Origin of the sequence: Aureibaculum marinum, from assembly GCF_003813905.1 — a bacterium.
In the GTDB taxonomy this organism is placed as follows: domain Bacteria; phylum Bacteroidota; class Bacteroidia; order Flavobacteriales; family Flavobacteriaceae; genus Aureibaculum; species Aureibaculum marinum.
The window spans coordinates 1-16,268 of the sequence record NZ_RPFJ01000019.1; the positions used below are offsets into that span (position 1 = coordinate 1).

The window sequence follows — 16,268 nt, forward strand, 5'->3', positions numbered from 1 at the left end:
AAAAAGATAGATATTAGTATGACCGAAGAAAATCATTGTTATGAAAATGCTATGGCAGAACGTGTAAACGGAATCTTAAAAGATGAATTCTACCTAGATCAAACCTTTGATAACGTAGCTCATGCAAAGAAAGCGGCAAAAAATGTAATTAATTTATACAACCAAATAAGATTACAATTATCTTTAAACTTTAAAACACCAAATATGGTATATAAATTATCAGCTTAAATTCTCCCGAAATTTCGGGATTAACCTGTAGCCATATTTCAGAACTAGACAAGATGCCTATTCTAAATAAAATTTATGACAAGCATAAAAGTGACTATAATTTTATTGCTATAACTTATGAATCTAAAGAAAAAGTTGACAAGTTTCTAAAAAAACATCCTTATAAATTCTTACAGATAGTTGATGCAAACGAGTTTACCAATAAATTAGGACTAGAAGCATATCCGGTGAACTTATTTTTAGACAAAAACGGTATCGTAAAATATGCTGAAAACGGAATACCTTATAAAGTAAATGTAACAGGGAAAACAGAAATGGGAGATGGAACAGAATTTTTAAAAAAGTTGGAAAAGTTAAAATAACTGTCCTTGTTTTTTTACTTTTTTTAGTACTATAATTAACTTTTAACAGAAAATATGCCTAAAAGAAAAAAAGCAGTATTTAATTGGAGTGGCGGAAAAGACTCTGCCTTAGCTCTACAAAAAACACTGGAAGAAAACAAATTTGAAATAGTTTCATTATTAACAACTATTAGCGAAGAGAAATTAAAATCTTCAATTCATGATATACCTTTAAAACTTTTATTAAAACAGGCTGAAAGTATTGGTATTCCACTTTATACTGTTCTGCTTTCAAAAGACAATAAAACCTATAAAAAAGGAATGTCTGAAGCCATTACTCATTTTAAAAATTTAGGAGTAACTCATTTTATTTTTGGAGACATATTTTTAGAAGATGTAAAATTATATCGAGAAAACATACTTTACCCATTAGAAATGGAAATTGTTGAACCGCTTTGGGGCAAAACTTCTGAAGAAGTAATGAACGACTTTTTAAAAACAGGTATTAAAACCAAAATAGTTGTAACTCAAGCCGACAAATTAGACCAAACCTTTATTGGCAAAGAAATAGATAAAGACTTTGCTAAATCTTTACCAAAAGGAGTTGACCTATGTGGAGAAAATGGAGAATATCATACATTTTCATACGACGGAGGCCCGTTTAAAAATAGCATCAATTTTAATATTTCCAAACCAAATTTAATATCTTATAAATTTAAATTAGAAAACGGTCAAATAATAGACGCTTCATATTGGCGAGCAGAATTATTAGCATAAAATATGTTTAAATCAAAAAAATACAATTGGTAATTTAAACTTTAAAATAGACAAGCCATAAATTGACAATACAAAATACAATTTAGAGGACATTCTGTTAATAATCGACGGAGTGGCCTCTAACTATTCTATAAAACTTCACATTGTGAGCATTACTAACGCTAATATAATCTTCCTTAAAAATTACTTTTTTAACAACTACTCTACTTTCCAATCTTATGCCACACAAAAAAAATGAACTTTGTAAGAATACGTTTTCTGAAAATTTTAACAGCATTGCTTTTTACAAATAGCACATTAGTAATACCTTGCCGCCATTATTTTATTTTAAAATTTAATGACTAAAAAGAAAATCCAACTTTTCACTCTAATAATTGTACTAGGTATAACCTTTGGCTGTACAAATAAAAAACCATCAACTTCTGCTAAAATCAATAAAACAGTAGCATTAAACCAAGAGATTCCTATTTACAATTTTGAACAATTAGAACCCTTACTATATACAGATAGCGATAAAATACACATTGTAAATTTTTGGGCAATGTGGTGTGCACCTTGCGTAAAAGAATTGCCCTATTTACAAGAATTTGCTACTAACAATCCTGAAATAGAATTGTTATTGGTTAGTCTTGATTTTACAAAAGATATAGACACCAAACTAAAACCATTTTTAAAGAAAAATAACATTAATAGAAAAGTAGTGTTACTAGATGCCCCAGATGCGAACTCTTGGATAGATAAAATATACCCAGATTGGTCTGGTGCAATTCCATTTACCATAATTTTTAATAACAAGAAACGACTATATTACGAGCGTTCTTTTGAAAATTTAGAAGACTTAGAAAGTGAAATAAATAAAATACGTAATAAATAATCCATAAATTTAAAAATGAAAAAAATCAATTTCTTAATCGCATTTATGTTTATCACTGCAAGTATAATTTCATGCAATAATAAACCAGAAAACAAGCAAGATGTTGCTTCTACAGAACAACAGAATCTAAATGAACATCCTCCAAAAGGTAAAGACGATAGAAAAGGACCTCCAAAAGGTGGTAGTCCAGAACAAACCAAAACTTTAGAAGAAATTGATGGATATAACATAGGAGAAGTAGCTACAGATTTTAACCTTAAAAATGTTGATGGCTCTATGGTTTCTTTAGCAAGTATAAACGATGCTAAAGGTTACATAGTTACATTTACTTGTAATGAGTGTCCTTTTGCTAAACTTTATGAAGATCGTTTAATTGAATTACACAACACCTATGCCAGTAAAGGTTATCCGGTAATTGCAATAAACCCCAACAGCCAAGTAGGAGGAAAAGAAAGTTATGAATCCATGCAGCAAAGAGCTAAAGACAAAAATTTTCCTTTTGCTTATTTAGTTGATGAAGGTCAAAAAATATACCCTCAATACGGTGCGGTTAGAACACCTCATGTATTTTTATTAGATAAGGAACGTAAAGTGCAATATATAGGTACAATAGATGACAATGCCAGATCGCCCGAAAATGTTAAAGTAAAATATCTTGAAAATGCTATTAAAGCATTAGAAAATGGAGAGCAACCAAATCCTAATATTACAAAGGCAATTGGTTGTCCTATAAAACCACATAAAGCTTAATTCTATTAAAACTAACAGTTAAAATTAAAGGCTTATTCTCAAATAAGCCTTTGTTTTTTATTAATTATTAAAGTTAAAAAAGTATTAAAACAATAAATTAAATTGTGCACAATTTAATTTTGCACTATGTTTGCACTTTAATAACGAAGTAATGTCAGAAAATTTAAAACTAAGTAATCAAGTATGTTTTCCGTTATACTCACTAGCTAAAGAAGTAATAAAACAATACCGTCCTATTTTAAATGAATTGGGTTTAACCTACCCGCAATATTTAGTAATGTTAGTTTTATGGGAAGAAGGCTCACAAAATGTTTCTGAAATAGGCAATCAATTATTTTTAGACAGTGGCACTCTTACACCGTTATTAAAAAGATTAGAACAAAAAAACATAATAGTAAGAAAAAGAAACCCTGAAGACGAACGCATTGTAACTATTTCGTTAACAGAGAAAGGGAAAATAATGAAAGAAAAAGCTCAATGTGTTCCTGATAGAATTGCAGAGACCTTAAATATTTCTACAGAAGACTTACTAAACCTTAAAACAATAATTGATAAAATAAACATACAAATAAAAACAACAAACAATTAAAAATTAAATAAAGAATGTCATTAATCGAAAATTTAAATTGGCGACATGCCGTAAAAGCTTTTGATCCAACAAAAAAAGTAAGCGAAGAAAACGTAGAAAAAATAATAGAAGCCACAAGGTTAACACCTACATCTTCTGGTCTACAACAGTTTAGAGTTGTATTGGTAACAAACCAAGAAATTAAAGAAAAACTAGCTCAAGGTGCCTTAAACCCAGAGTGTATGAAAGAATGTTCGCACGTTTTAGTTTTTGCTGCTTGGGATACATACACTGCAGAAAGAATTGACAAAGTATATGATTTTACAACAGAAGAAAGAGGCTTGCCAAAGGGTAGATTTAACAGTTATACTGACAAATTAAAAGAATTGTATTTAAACCTACCTGATGAAGAAAACTTTGCACACACTGCAAGACAATCTTATATTGGTTTAGGATTAGCCATGGCACAAGCTGCAGAATTAAAAGTAGATTCTTGCCCTGCTGAAGGTTTTGACAACAAACATCTAGATGAAGTTTTAGAATTAGACAAATACGGTTTAAAAAGTGTTTCATTACTGTATATTGGTGTAGCTGACAATGACAGAGATTGGATTAAACCAATGAAAAAAGTAAGAATACCTAGAGAAGAATTTGTTATAGAAATTAACTAATAGCTAGTTTCATTTTTTTTTAAATACCTGACATTTTTTTTAATTTGTCAGGTATTTATTTTTATTAAAACATCACTAAATAATTATGATACTGATTTAAAAAAAATAATTATATTTAAGGCTATAACGGATATAAACGCAATGTGTTTATGTTATAGTTCGCTATAATATGAAAAAAACGAACTACAAAACAATATTTCTGGCTTATATTCCAATTGGAATACTACTTTTTCTGGTTCTTAAATCAGAACTAAGTACTGGATATAGAGGATATCATGACTTTGTAAAGTATACCATCTTTTTGGTTAGTGGTATTATAGTGTTTATTTACACAATAATAAAACAAGGGATAAAAATTAAGAAGAAAGTTGAAGTTAGGGAAGCTAAAATTATTATCACACTACTTTTAATTTCTACTTTTTTGGCCATTGGCTCATTATATATTCCTGATTATTTTTTTTACTAAAACTAAAAACAATCGCTATTACTTCCTCTAGTTTCAGAACAGATTTAAATTAAACACTTAAGCTTTTAAAATAATATTTACAAAAATTTAAAATGAACGATTTAATAATCTTAGATATATTTTGGGACCGTCAACTAGTAAAAGATAAATCAGGCAAAGAGTTTGAAATTTTTAGAGGGAAAGATTACGATTACGACTGGGTAAATTTAGGACACGGATATTCAAAAAATAAAGATTGTATTTATTATTTTCTCAACACTTGTTTTGAGAAATATCTAAACAAGATTGATATTGACAGCTTTAGTGTAATTGAAGCTAATGAAGCTGAAAACACCATTTATTTTAAAGATAAAAACGCTGTCTATCTAGAAAGTTATATGTGTGGATCTACAATCTTACCTGAGGCGAGCCCAAACAATTTTAGAATTATAGATATTGATAACGGCTACTCCACTTCTGGTGAATCTGATTATTGGTATGATACTAAACTACCCTATCCCCTCTCTAAAATGACGCCAATTAATGAATGCTACCAAAGAGTAGAAAACACCATATATTATGGTCATACCCTACAAATGACTTGTGATGTGAATACTTTTGAACAAGTTCACCCAAAAGTTGATACACTTTTTAAAGATAAAGACCATATATATTTTAAAAATAACATAGTAGAAGGAGCAAATCCTGCAACTTTTCAGTTTTTAGAAGAATGCATTGGTGCGGATGCCCCATATTATTTAGATTGTGATATTCATTTTTATGCTAAGGATGACAAACAGACCTACTTTGTAAACAAACCTTTTGGAATTAAAATTATAAAGACTAAAGATTTAGAAAATTTTAGATTTGAAGTAATAAATGAAATTGGATACGGAAGAGACTCTAAATACAGATATGAAAAAGGGAAAAGAAAAAAAATAAATTGAACAAACGATTACAAACTTAGGCCGTATATAATTAATTGCTTGTTCACACCTATTTTTGAAAAGTGAATACTTTATTTCGTTTCGCTCGAGTTTCGCAAATTTTCTAGATTAAAAGTAATTTACAAACTTTAGTACATTCGCTAAAAATATATAAAAGATCGCTAACCAATTTTAAAGTAAAAAAATATGAAATTGACATTAGTTTTTATTTTAATTAGTATTTTGACTTTTGGACAAAAAAAATCAACAGTTTTTTATAATGAAAACGGAGAAAAAATAGATAAACAGAAATTCATTAAGGCTAGAAATTACAATAAAAATTTGGACTTATATTTTGAGAACGATACAGCTAAAATAGCTTTACTAGTAACTCGATATAAATTTGGAAAATTAGACAAAAATACTTTTGAGAATCTAAAATCATACTTGACTGAATTGACTGACACGAAAATTGACTCAACTCAAAACATTGTAATTAATTACTTAACAGCATTTCCTAAAAAAGATACAAATACGATCTCAACATCTGAATGGAATGTATTACAAAGAAAATACACAAGAAAATTACATAAAATTGCCAATATTAATCAATTCTGGATAAACTCAACTCAATGCGATAATCTCGAATACTATCACCATAAAAAAATAAATTGGATAACAGATAAAGATGATTTATTTAAAAAGTTATTTTTCACTTTTGAAATTAATTATGGAAATTATATTCTAATTAAACCTGACGGAAAATTTTATTATTATTTAGGAGAACATTCTCAAAATCAAATTTTGGAAGATGCAGAAAATTTTTTTAAATAAAATGTTACCTAACTTAAAACGTGTATAATTTATTACTCGTTAAAGCCTACTTACTTAAGTCATCACAAATTTTCTATTCGGTTTTTATTTGTTAAATTTACTATTTAAACAAATAACAAATTATATTCAAAATCGTTAGCGATAATTTGGCAAATCGTAAATGGCTAGAATATTTGGAAAAATACAATCGTTGAAATCCTTAAAATCTGAATTAGAAAATAAAGGGATTACTAGATTTAATTCTATAAAAGAGATTAAGTATTTTTTATCAAATTATAATTCTGAAAAACAAACAATTCTTAAGAAAATATCTAATAAATTAGAAAAAGAATATTCTGAAACATGTGATTTCTTTAAACATAAAGTTCAAACAAGAGATGAAATAATCAATTTAGAAACGGAAAGAATAGATATTAAAATTAATGATTTACAAGCAAAAATTGATTCGATAAATAATTATAATTTATTCAAAAAATTTCTTTCATTTATTAAACTTTATCTGCTAAAAAAAACCACAATTATCTTTTAAAAAATAAAACGCAACTAATAAATTCATATGTAAAAGAAATTTCTAGAGATATTGAAAGAGCTGAGTTTTTTATAAAATCTTATCAAAAGGAAAAACAATATCTTATAGAAAAAAGGGCAGAAAATAAAATTGAAAAATTAGAATATACCCGCAATGTCTTAGAAAATTTAAAAAATCTAATTTCTGGATCTATAGGAGAAAATTTAGTTGTTAAAGAAATAATGAAACTTTCAGATGAATATGTTTTGATTAATGATTTTAATTTAAGTTTTTCTAACCCAATTTTTTACAAGAAATATAATCAGAGAATTAAATCTATACAAATTGATCATCTCTTAATTTCTAAAGCTGGAATTTTTATAATAGAAACAAAAAATTGGAGTAAATCATCTATTAACTCATTAAGTTTAAGGTCTCCGGTTGAACAAATTGAGAGGGCAAATTTTGCACTTTATGTGTATCTTTCAGAACATATAACTTTAAACGAACATCATTGGGGAGAGCAGCAAATTCCAATACGCAATCTCATTGTAATGATTAATAATAAGCCAAAAGCTAATTTTAAATATGTAAAAATAAAACTGTTAAAAGTAATGAATGATTATATAAAATACTTTGAACCTGTATTAACAGAAAATCAACTCAACATAGTAGTAAATGAGTTAATATAATAAATAACACCACTCTATGGCATAAGTAAGTTTGGCAGTATATCACAAATTTGCAATCAAAGATTTATATCTAAAAACTCAATAGTTAAACCTATAAACAATACTCCATAAAAGTACAAATTACACCATAATACGACCTAAATTTAAAAAATGTAAGAAAATAATTGGAATATTCATTCCAGTTTATATATCTTTGCATCGTGAATAAAAAACAAGCCATATTAACATCTGCCCTTAAGCTACTTACAGAAAAAGGAGTTCATAACACACCAATGTCTGCTATTGCAAAAGAAGCTGGTACAGGAATGGGAACCATCTATAACTATTTTCCGAATAAAGAATTATTAATTAACGCAATCTATTTAAATATAAAAAAACAAGAGAGATCAATTTTTTTAGACTTTCAATTAGAGCAACCTATTAAAACGCAATTTGAAAAATATTTTACATCTATTATTGCCTTTTTTATTGATAATCCAACATATTTTAAATTTATGGAGCAGCTACAAGCTTCTCCTATTATAACTCAAGAAAGCAGAGATGAAGGACAAAAATCTGTAGCTCCCGTTTATGCTCTTTTACTAAAAGGTAAAAAAGACAGAATTATTAAAGCTATTGATATTGACGAAATATTAACTTTTATTGGTGGAGCAATATTATCGTACCTACGTTGGTATTTTAACCAATCAGAACTAAAATCAACATCCCTTAAAAATCAAATACAAATGGTTTGGGACGCCATTAAAGAATAAAAAAATTTATCTATAAATTGGAATGAATGTTCGTTCCGTAAAACAATAATCATGAAACAAAACGTATTAATTACAGGAACATCAACAGGTGTAGGTTTTGAAACCGCCATTTTATTTGCCAACAATGGATATAAGGTATATGCTACCATGCGTAATCTAAAAAAAGCCAACGCATTAAAAACTAAAATAGAAAACGATCAATTAGATATTGAAATTCTTCAATTAGATGTAACTGATATAACATCAATTAATGCTGCAGTAAACAAAATTATAAATAAAGATGGAAAATTAGACATCTTAATAAATAATGCAGGTGCTGGATTTGCAAAAACTACTGAACAAGCTACTGAAGAAGAAATTAGATGGGTTACTGAAGTGAATTATCACGGTGTAATTTTCTGCACACAAGCAGTATTACCTTTTATGCGAAAACAAAAATCAGGTCAAATTATAACCATTACTTCGGTTGGTGGTTTGGTTGGGCAACCATTTAACGAATTATATTGTGGAGCTAAATTTGGAGCTGAAGGTTTTATGGAAGCACTTGCAACATACATTTCTGAGCCTTTTAATATAAAAATTACTTGTGTAGAACCTGGCGGAATATCTACCGAGTTTATGACTTCTGCAGTTAACAAAACAATTACTGAAGGACAATTAGCAACTGGAGAATATGTACCAATATTTGAAAAATATATGGCCGGATTACAAAATAGAGCTAACCAAAATGAAAATTCTGTGTACCAAACAGGCTTAGAAGTAGCACAAGAAATACTAAATGTTGCAAAAACGGAAAACCCGCCATTAAGAGTGCGTACATCTGATTGGGCAGAAAAATTTTGTAAATTAAAAACAAGTGCAGATTCTGATGGAACAAAAATTGTTGCCCAAATAAAAGAAAGCTATCTTTAAAAAATAGAGGCTATATTTATTTACCTTTTATTGCTTTTCAGTTCAAATACCTATCTGTTCTGAAAAGCAATACTTATATATCAAAATCTATAGCCAATTTATGTAGTTTATTTTTTTTTAGTATAATTATACAATAATTTACCAACAAAATAATGGCATACAATTTGATTAAAATCAGGTTTTAAAAATTATTGTAGAACTAAAAATAAATAAATTATGATAAAAAAAGAATTGCTAACACTAATCGCTATAATCTTTATAGCAATGTCATGTTCTTCAGATGATGATAATAATATAGATTTAGAAACTAACAAAGAAGGTAATGTAGAAATACGTTCTGCAAAAGATTTAGAAAATACTAAACTTAAAGGATATAAAACAATTAATGGTAATTTGGTTATTAACTACACTACAGATGTTGAAGATTTAAGTGCTTTAAAAAATTTAGAAGAAATTAATGGTGGTATTATAATTAAATATAATAATAATTTAAAATCTCTTCAAGGTTTAAATAACATAAAAAAATTAGAGTTCTTAGAAATTGAAAATAACTTAGAACTAACCTCATTAGCTGGTCTTGAAAACTTAGCTACCATTTCAAAAAATTTAAGAATTGCAAACAATTTCAAATTAAATAGCTTAAGTTCTTTAAATAGTATGACAACCATTGGTACCGATTTTTTTCTATCAGAAAATGAAATGTTAACCAACTTAACCGGTTTAGAAAATTTAAAAGAAATACCTCAAATAATAATTTTAAATAACATTAATTTATTAAGTATTTCAGGTTTAGAAGGAATAACTTCTTCTGATAACATTGGAATTTTTTCGAACGATTTATTGACAGATTTTTGCTCTTTAGTTCCTTTTGTACAAGCAAATAGTTCGTCTATTAAATTTTCAGCTGGGTTTAATAGCTATAACCCTTCACTAGAAGATTTAATTGACAACAACTGCTCTAAATAATAAACATAAGTACAACTATAATAGGTTGGTTTAACTTACACTTAACTGTTTTATCAATAAAAAGTATCTATACTTATATGGGCTTTATTAATTTTTTAAAAAAATAATTATATTTAAAGCCATAACGGATATAAACGCAATACGTTTGTACAATTGTTGTGTGTAATTTAAACTAACCAATATGAAAAATTTAAAACTACAATTATGTCTAATAACACTTATAGCAAGTTTTCTTATTGGATGTGAAAATGACAAAAAAAATGAAATTGCAACAAAGACTTCTGATCCAGAACTAACAACCCTTATAACAAAACAAGTTGACAGTCTTTATTCAGTTTATGAAAGGTTTGATTATGATTGGATTGAATTTTACGCTGATAACTACACTGCTATTTATCCAGACTCCCCAATTCAACATTTAACAAAAGACTCTTTAATAGCACAATGGGAACGGATTTACACTAAATATGATGTACAACTTATTCATCGTGGAAGACCAACTATCATTCCGTCGGAAGATATGGCCATTTCATATAACACCTTTAACGAAATATTTATTAATAAAGAAAATTCAGATACTATTAAAAATGTTGGGACTTATATTATTAATTGGAAAAGACAACCAGATAACTCTTGGAAAATAGTATTTGAAACTTTACAAAACCATTAAAAACTACACACAACAATAGCTGAGGTAAAAACAAATAAAAAGTCATTAATTTTTCACCAAAGTACTTTTGTAATTATCATCGTAAGGAATTCCATTTTTTACTATAGAAAATGCTTGTTTTAATAGTTTATTGCAGACGGTAACTAATGCTAATTTTTTACTTTTACCTTTTGCTACTAATCTTGTATAAAGTGCCTTACATGCTTTGTTATATTTACAAGCATTGAAACTACATAAAAACAATTAAAAAAATGAAAGTATTTTACACAAATTATGCAACTGATAAAGGAATTGATTCTGAAAATGCTATTGAAATTGACACACAATCTGTTGTAGATATTTTTTTAGATTTAGTGGATTCAGAAGATAGTTTTTTAGGACTTGTAGATGAAAATAATAACGTTATTCAATTTTCAAATGAAGAAAATCAATGGCTATTAGATATCCCTAATCCGCCTAATTTTAAAAATATGCAAGCCTATTTAAAAGATACTGAATGTTTAAACTTAATTGTTGAAATTTTAAATAAAAATAAAATTAAAACAAATATGAAACTTTATGAGGTTAATATTATGGAAGAAACCTTGTCAGAAGTTTTAGAAAGAAAAGGCTAAAAAAAGATTTGCTAACATTGTCAAAAGTAATTGCTTCTCCTCGCCTACCTCTCAAAATTCTCCCAGATTTTCTATTCAATTTGTATTTGTTAAATTTGAGCATTAAATATATGTACAAATACATACATAAATCTGTGGTAACCGACTTAATAACTATATATGAAACAAACAATTTTACTTTTATGCATTTTATTTTTTGGCTGTAATACTAAAAATAAATCAATTGAATTAAAAAAGGAAAATAAAATTGAACAAAAAAGTGATAAGATAAAAGTTTTAAACTTCGGAACGTTTCATTTTGGTTATACACCCGATGCTAATAAAACAGAATTTGATGAACACAATGAAAAAGCTCAAAAAGAAATTAGAGAAATTTCTAAAATGATAGCTGAATTTAAGCCAACAATAATATGTATCGAAAACTTACCAAAATATAATGATGAAATTAATAAGGCTTATCAAGATTTTTTAAAAAACCCTGCTGTACTTAATACAAATTATGGTGAAAGTAGTATGATTGGGTTTGACGTAGGTAGATTAAGTGGTGTAAAAAAAATATATGGCATTGACAATCATATGGGATATAACTACAGCGTTGGCGATTTTATCGAAAACAGTCCAGAATATAAAAATTCAATTGATTCAAAAACGTATTTACAACTGACAAACGAACCGTTTAAAGACTATCCTGAAATGGCTAAACGTGAAGCCAACTACGATAACTTATCTTTATTAGAAAAATTAAAATTAATTAATGAACCACTTCATCTTGACTATTCAATTAATACCAATGCAGACAAATTGCTTTATGTAGGAATAGATGATGGATTTGAAGGTGCGGATAATGCTGCCATTTTTTATCATAGAAATATGAAAATATACTCTAATTTAAATCGAATTCCAATGACCAAAAAAGATAGAGTTTTTATACTTATGGGAACAGCTCATACCGCCTTTTTGAGAGAATTTATGAGAAGAAGTCCTAAGTTTGAAATGGTAAATACACTTGAATATTTAAAATAGAAACAGGCTGCTACAATAACAAAACATAATTATCTGCTGGCCTACTTTGAAATGTTTTCAGAATTTTCAGTTTGGTTAAACTCCATTAGTTACAAAAATCTAGAAATTGAAATTTTTTTTTAACCTTAAGAGGTAAACAAGGTCTTTTCCATGTTAAAAATCAAAAAAAATAAATATGATAATCAATTAAAAAAATTTAATTACTTTTATTGACTAATCAACAATATTAAAATGGAAAAATATGTGTTTACGGATTCGGTTGGTTATTTAACCACCACCATTTCTAGAATACTGAAACAAAAGTTACAAGCCAGATTTAATAAAATTGGGGTAAACATTACCCCTGAACAATGGCGTCTATTGGTATTAATTGCAAATGAAGAGGAAATGAACCAAAGCAGACTTGCGGAGTTACAACATAAAGATAGGGCTGCCATAAAACGATTGATTGATCATCTTGAAGCAAAAAAATTAGTATGTCGAAAATCAGGACTAGACTCTAGAGCATACATTATTTCGTTAAGCCAAGAAGGTAAAAAGGTAGTACAAATTTTTACTAATGCATCTAAAGAAACTGTTAATGAAGCTCTTAGTTGTTTTACCTACGACGAAAAAAAGACTTTGAATCTACTGCTTAATAAATTACTAAAAAACATCAGTTAATTTTTTTTACCCTATTGTTGACTAGTCAACATTTAAAATAAAAAAATGAAAAATAAAACATCTTTAGAAATAGCATTACTACTAGCCAGTATGCTAACCATGTTAGCTAACGCAATTATTGCTCCTTCTTTACCTGCTATAAGTAAAGCCTTTGATGCTGTAGAAAATGTAGAAACTTTAACAAAATTAATGCTAACCTTACCAGCTCTTACCATTGCTATAATAGCACCTTTTGCTGGTCGTATTATAGACAAACATGGTAGAATAAACGTTTTAATAGTTTCTTTGGTTATTTATACAATTGCTGGTACTTCCGGATTTTGGCTCAATGATTTATATTACATCCTGTTAGGTCGTATTATTTTAGGTCTTGGAGTTGCAGGCATTATGACAACCTCCACCACCTTGGTTGGAGATTATTTTGAAGGTAAAAAAAGAGAACATTTTATGGGGTTACAAGGAGCTTTTAATGCACTTGGAGGCTTACTTTTTATACCTGCTGCTGGTTTTTTAGCCGATATTAATTGGCAGTATACCTTTTTAGTCTATGCTTTTGCTATACTTGTTTTACTTTTAGTTCCATTTTATTTACCTGAACCCAAACATCATTTAAAACATTTAGAAAACACTTCAGATGTAAAGGTTAGTAATAAAGTCTGGCTTGTTTTTATCAGTTCATTTTTAACTCTGGTTTTCTTTTACATTATACCTGTTCAACTTCCATTTTTGCTGAAAACATTTTCTGGTGTAAATGCAAACCAAGTAGGTATTGCCATTGGAACTATGATGATATCCTTAGCCATTTCTGCCATGCTTTCTAAAAAAGTGAGACAGCAACTAAGCTTTTTAAGTATGTACATTCTAGGCTTTATATTAATGGCCTTAGGATATTTAATTATTGGTGTCAGTTCTAGCTATCTTATTGCTATTATTGGTGTAATTGTAGTTGGTTTTGGTATTGGCTCACTTATCCCTAATGCTAATTTATGGATTATGTCTTTAGTACCACTTAAACAAAGGGGTAAATACATTGGTAAACTAACACGGTTTAACTTTTTGGGTATGTTTGTGTCTCCTTTAGCCATACAACCCATCCAAAATGCTTTAGGCCTTCAATACAGTTTTATTGCTGTTAGTGGTATTCTATTAGTACTTGCCATCGGTTATTTTGCTATCACAAAACTCAATCTAAAACAGTATGAAAAACTCAAAATCTAATACTAAAAACACAGCAAAAACACGTGGAATTTTAGACCTGTTTTTCTTTATCCTAATGATTTTTGTACTAATACCACAAAGTACAGGAATTGCTATACACGAATGGTTAAGTTTTATTATTTTGTTACCTTTTTTGTTGCATCTAATTCTCAATTGGAATTGGATTGTTACCCATTCTAAAAAACTTTTCAATAGAAAAAAAAGAAAAATAAAATTCGATTACATTTTCAATTGGCTTTTATACATTGTAATGATGGTGGTTACAGTATCCGGAATTGTAATTTCAGAATCTACCTTACTTTCTATAGGAATCAATTTTACCATCACTCCTTTTTGGACAATGATACATAACACGTCAGCAACCTTATTTATAGTTCTTTTGGGTATTCATTTGGCTTTACATTGGACATGGATTGTAAATACATATAAAAAACTCCAATTAATATCAGATTTTCATCATGGTAAACATCTCATAAAAATAATTAAAAAACACAAAATAGAACTTTTAGTGCTTATTACTATAAGTACAATTATTTCAATTGGTATTTGGCTTATTGAATTTACAAATTGGGCAGAAACTATAAACCAAAATAGTGTTAAAAACCAAACCTCAAATTCTGAAAAATTACCCAAACAATGGTTAATCTATGTACTACCGTTTATTAAAGTAAGTGTATTGTTATGCATACCTGCTGTTTTAACAAGACAAATTATTAGAATAAAATTAAAACTAAAAAACTATGACTTTATTAGAAAATATTATAAAAAAAATAATGGATAATGGAGTAATTATATCCAAAGAAAAACTTACCGATAGTGTTTATAAAATTGAAATAGAAAGTGAAGCAGTCAAAACAATGGACTTTGTGCCTGGCAGTTTTATACGATTAGGCGTAGGCATTGGTAAACAAGTTACTTCTAAAAAAGACATGGCTAGAAGCTACTCTATTTGGAATATAAACAAAGACCAAAACAGCTTTAGCCTTGCCATAGCCACTCATAGCAATGGAATTGGTGCACAATGGGTAAAAGATTGTAAGGTTGGCGACTCTGTATATTACAAAACAAAAAGAGGAAAATTTACCGTTGATAATTCTGCTGATAGCTATTTAGTAGTTGGAGATTTATCAGCCTTGTCTCATTTATATATTATCAATAGATATTTGTCTGACAATAAACAGATAAAAAGCATTATTTACAATAAAAATATTGAAGAATTATATGCGGATATTAATAATACTAAACCCTTTACCTTTTTTGATATTGACGAAAATAACCCCCAAGCAATAATTACTCAAATAGAAAAGTTGATGCCTAACCTTAAAGGTATAAAAATGGCCTATATTGCAGGAGATAGTAGGGTTTGTATTGCCATAAACAAATACTTAAAAAAAGAGCTAAAATGGAATAGCAAACAAATTAAAACAAAACCATTTTGGAATCCTGATAAAAAAGGCTTGGAATAAAAACGTATATATTAATAACAGAGAGTTTAATCAATTGCTTGTGTAAGCCCAATTCTAAAAATTACTTACACAAGCTAACTATGCACTAATTTCTCAGATTATCTATTTGTTTATATACTTAACCATACCCAACTACCACATAAACACTCTTTAAATGCTAATATGTACATATTGGTACTGCCATTTTTATTAAATTAAAAAAATAATTATATTTAATGCCATAACGGATATAAACGCAATACGTTTATACAATTGTTAGGAGTTATTAATACGGATGTTCGTAAAATCCAATGAATATGGAGAGAAATAAGAAGTAAAATAACCGAGACATTGTATTAGATAAAGGGTATTACTTTCACTCTAATCGACT

General features: G+C 28.0%; 22 protein-coding genes and 1 pseudogene. 22 read left to right on the top strand and 1 reads right to left on the bottom strand.

Features of this window, described 5'->3' with window-relative positions; genetic code table 11:
- From EGM88_RS12470 to EGM88_RS12545, 16 genes are all read left to right on the top strand, one after another.
- On the top strand, positions 1-228 hold a 228-nt coding region (locus EGM88_RS12470; RefSeq protein ID WP_148084086.1), incomplete at its 5' end, for an integrase core domain-containing protein.
- Positions 229-281: 53 nt separating this feature from the next.
- The gene (locus EGM88_RS12475) at positions 282-590 is read left to right on the top strand and encodes a TlpA disulfide reductase family protein (RefSeq protein ID WP_123898726.1); all 309 of its coding nucleotides are present in this window, start codon (positions 282-284) and stop codon (positions 588-590) included.
- A 54-nt stretch (positions 591-644) separates the two neighbouring features.
- The gene (locus EGM88_RS12480) at positions 645-1,346 is read left to right on the top strand and encodes an adenine nucleotide alpha hydrolase (RefSeq protein WP_123898728.1); all 702 of its coding nucleotides are present in this window, start codon (positions 645-647) and stop codon (positions 1,344-1,346) included.
- Between the two features lie 337 nt (positions 1,347-1,683).
- Positions 1,684-2,220, top strand: a complete 537-nt coding sequence (locus tag EGM88_RS12485; protein WP_123898730.1) for a TlpA family protein disulfide reductase — start codon at positions 1,684-1,686, stop codon at positions 2,218-2,220.
- 15 nt (positions 2,221-2,235) lie between these two features.
- Positions 2,236-2,970 carry a thioredoxin family protein gene (locus EGM88_RS12490; protein ID WP_238988438.1) on the top strand — a complete coding sequence of 245 codons (735 nt, stop codon included), beginning with the start codon at positions 2,236-2,238 and terminating at the stop codon, positions 2,968-2,970.
- A gap of 151 nt (positions 2,971-3,121) precedes the next feature.
- A complete protein-coding gene (locus EGM88_RS12495; protein ID WP_123898732.1) occupies positions 3,122-3,559 on the top strand; it encodes a MarR family winged helix-turn-helix transcriptional regulator in 438 nt (145 codons plus the stop codon).
- Positions 3,560-3,573: 14 nt separating this feature from the next.
- Complete coding sequence (locus EGM88_RS12500) at positions 3,574-4,209, top strand: nitroreductase family protein (RefSeq protein ID WP_123898734.1); 636 nt, start codon at positions 3,574-3,576, stop codon at positions 4,207-4,209.
- Positions 4,210-4,378: 169 nt separating this feature from the next.
- Positions 4,379-4,675 (top strand): hypothetical protein, encoded by a 297-nt coding sequence (locus EGM88_RS12505; protein ID WP_123898736.1) that lies wholly within the window; start codon positions 4,379-4,381, stop codon positions 4,673-4,675.
- 92 nt (positions 4,676-4,767) lie between these two features.
- Complete coding sequence (locus tag EGM88_RS12510; protein WP_123898738.1) at positions 4,768-5,601, top strand: DKNYY domain-containing protein; 834 nt, start codon at positions 4,768-4,770, stop codon at positions 5,599-5,601.
- 186 nt (positions 5,602-5,787) lie between these two features.
- A complete protein-coding gene (locus tag EGM88_RS12515) occupies positions 5,788-6,414 on the top strand; it encodes a hypothetical protein (RefSeq protein WP_123898740.1) in 627 nt (208 codons plus the stop codon).
- A 160-nt stretch (positions 6,415-6,574) separates the two neighbouring features.
- Positions 6,575-6,943, top strand: a complete 369-nt coding sequence (locus EGM88_RS12520) for a hypothetical protein (protein WP_123898741.1) — start codon at positions 6,575-6,577, stop codon at positions 6,941-6,943.
- Positions 6,944-7,134: 191 nt separating this feature from the next.
- Complete coding sequence (locus tag EGM88_RS12525; protein WP_262696329.1) at positions 7,135-7,614, top strand: nuclease-related domain-containing protein; 480 nt, start codon at positions 7,135-7,137, stop codon at positions 7,612-7,614.
- Positions 7,615-7,814: 200 nt separating this feature from the next.
- Complete coding sequence (locus tag EGM88_RS12530; RefSeq protein ID WP_123898745.1) at positions 7,815-8,366, top strand: TetR/AcrR family transcriptional regulator; 552 nt, start codon at positions 7,815-7,817, stop codon at positions 8,364-8,366.
- Between the two features lie 51 nt (positions 8,367-8,417).
- Positions 8,418-9,278 carry an SDR family oxidoreductase gene (locus tag EGM88_RS12535; RefSeq protein ID WP_123898747.1) on the top strand — a complete coding sequence of 287 codons (861 nt, stop codon included), beginning with the start codon at positions 8,418-8,420 and terminating at the stop codon, positions 9,276-9,278.
- Positions 9,279-9,494: 216 nt separating this feature from the next.
- Complete coding sequence (locus EGM88_RS12540) at positions 9,495-10,244, top strand: receptor L domain-containing protein (protein WP_123898748.1); 750 nt, start codon at positions 9,495-9,497, stop codon at positions 10,242-10,244.
- Between the two features lie 181 nt (positions 10,245-10,425).
- Positions 10,426-10,914 carry a YybH family protein gene (locus EGM88_RS12545; protein ID WP_123898750.1) on the top strand — a complete coding sequence of 163 codons (489 nt, stop codon included), beginning with the start codon at positions 10,426-10,428 and terminating at the stop codon, positions 10,912-10,914.
- Between the two features lie 45 nt (positions 10,915-10,959).
- Here EGM88_RS12545 and EGM88_RS16055 read toward each other — a convergent pair.
- Positions 10,960-11,157: pseudogene (locus tag EGM88_RS16055) on the bottom strand (IS110 family transposase); the annotation flags it as partial.
- An 8-nt stretch (positions 11,158-11,165) separates the two neighbouring features.
- Between EGM88_RS16055 and EGM88_RS12555 the strand changes: the two are divergent.
- The 6 genes from EGM88_RS12555 (at position 11,166) to EGM88_RS12580 (ending at position 15,898) form a co-directional block, all read left to right on the top strand.
- Complete coding sequence (locus tag EGM88_RS12555) at positions 11,166-11,528, top strand: hypothetical protein (RefSeq protein ID WP_123898752.1); 363 nt, start codon at positions 11,166-11,168, stop codon at positions 11,526-11,528.
- Between the two features lie 159 nt (positions 11,529-11,687).
- Positions 11,688-12,551 carry a DUF5694 domain-containing protein gene (locus EGM88_RS12560; RefSeq protein WP_238988439.1) on the top strand — a complete coding sequence of 288 codons (864 nt, stop codon included), beginning with the start codon at positions 11,688-11,690 and terminating at the stop codon, positions 12,549-12,551.
- Positions 12,552-12,794: 243 nt separating this feature from the next.
- Positions 12,795-13,214, top strand: coding sequence for a MarR family winged helix-turn-helix transcriptional regulator (locus tag EGM88_RS12565; protein ID WP_162497581.1), 420 nt, complete (start codon positions 12,795-12,797; stop codon positions 13,212-13,214).
- 45 nt (positions 13,215-13,259) lie between these two features.
- Complete coding sequence (locus EGM88_RS12570; protein WP_123898755.1) at positions 13,260-14,432, top strand: MFS transporter; 1,173 nt, start codon at positions 13,260-13,262, stop codon at positions 14,430-14,432.
- Positions 14,413-15,213: a DUF4405 domain-containing protein gene (locus EGM88_RS12575; RefSeq protein WP_123898757.1), complete on the top strand. Its 801-nt coding sequence runs from the start codon at positions 14,413-14,415 to the stop codon at positions 15,211-15,213. Before EGM88_RS12570 ends, EGM88_RS12575 begins: the two co-directional genes overlap by 20 nt.
- Complete coding sequence (locus tag EGM88_RS12580; RefSeq protein ID WP_123898759.1) at positions 15,173-15,898, top strand: FAD-binding oxidoreductase; 726 nt, start codon at positions 15,173-15,175, stop codon at positions 15,896-15,898. Before EGM88_RS12575 ends, EGM88_RS12580 begins: the two co-directional genes overlap by 41 nt.
- The last annotated feature ends 370 nt before the right edge of the window (positions 15,899-16,268 follow it).

Bases quoted from the DNA above. Each gene is read 5' to 3' on its own strand.
- EGM88_RS12575 (WP_123898757.1), top strand. From the start codon at position 14,413: ATGAAAAACTCAAAATCTAATACTAAAAACACAGCAAAAACACGTGGA.
- EGM88_RS12495 (WP_123898732.1), top strand. From the start codon at position 3,122: ATGTCAGAAAATTTAAAACTAAGTAATCAAGTATGTTTTCCGTTATAC.
- EGM88_RS12515 (WP_123898740.1), top strand. From the start codon at position 5,788: ATGAAATTGACATTAGTTTTTATTTTAATTAGTATTTTGACTTTTGGA.
- EGM88_RS12570 (WP_123898755.1), top strand. From the start codon at position 13,260: ATGAAAAATAAAACATCTTTAGAAATAGCATTACTACTAGCCAGTATG.
- EGM88_RS12475 (WP_123898726.1), top strand. From the start codon at position 282: ATGCCTATTCTAAATAAAATTTATGACAAGCATAAAAGTGACTATAAT.
- EGM88_RS12500 (WP_123898734.1), top strand. From the start codon at position 3,574: ATGTCATTAATCGAAAATTTAAATTGGCGACATGCCGTAAAAGCTTTT.
- EGM88_RS12535 (WP_123898747.1), top strand. From the start codon at position 8,418: ATGAAACAAAACGTATTAATTACAGGAACATCAACAGGTGTAGGTTTT.
- EGM88_RS12485 (WP_123898730.1), top strand. From the start codon at position 1,684: ATGACTAAAAAGAAAATCCAACTTTTCACTCTAATAATTGTACTAGGT.
- EGM88_RS12480 (WP_123898728.1), top strand. From the start codon at position 645: ATGCCTAAAAGAAAAAAAGCAGTATTTAATTGGAGTGGCGGAAAAGAC.
- EGM88_RS12540 (WP_123898748.1), top strand. From the start codon at position 9,495: ATGATAAAAAAAGAATTGCTAACACTAATCGCTATAATCTTTATAGCA.
- EGM88_RS12490 (WP_238988438.1), top strand. From the start codon at position 2,236: ATGAAAAAAATCAATTTCTTAATCGCATTTATGTTTATCACTGCAAGT.
- EGM88_RS12555 (WP_123898752.1), top strand. From the start codon at position 11,166: ATGAAAGTATTTTACACAAATTATGCAACTGATAAAGGAATTGATTCT.
- EGM88_RS12520 (WP_123898741.1), top strand. From the start codon at position 6,575: ATGGCTAGAATATTTGGAAAAATACAATCGTTGAAATCCTTAAAATCT.
- EGM88_RS12545 (WP_123898750.1), top strand. From the start codon at position 10,426: ATGAAAAATTTAAAACTACAATTATGTCTAATAACACTTATAGCAAGT.
- EGM88_RS12510 (WP_123898738.1), top strand. From the start codon at position 4,768: ATGAACGATTTAATAATCTTAGATATATTTTGGGACCGTCAACTAGTA.
- EGM88_RS12560 (WP_238988439.1), top strand. From the start codon at position 11,688: ATGAAACAAACAATTTTACTTTTATGCATTTTATTTTTTGGCTGTAAT.
- EGM88_RS12580 (WP_123898759.1), top strand. From the start codon at position 15,173: ATGACTTTATTAGAAAATATTATAAAAAAAATAATGGATAATGGAGTA.
- EGM88_RS12505 (WP_123898736.1), top strand. From the start codon at position 4,379: ATGAAAAAAACGAACTACAAAACAATATTTCTGGCTTATATTCCAATT.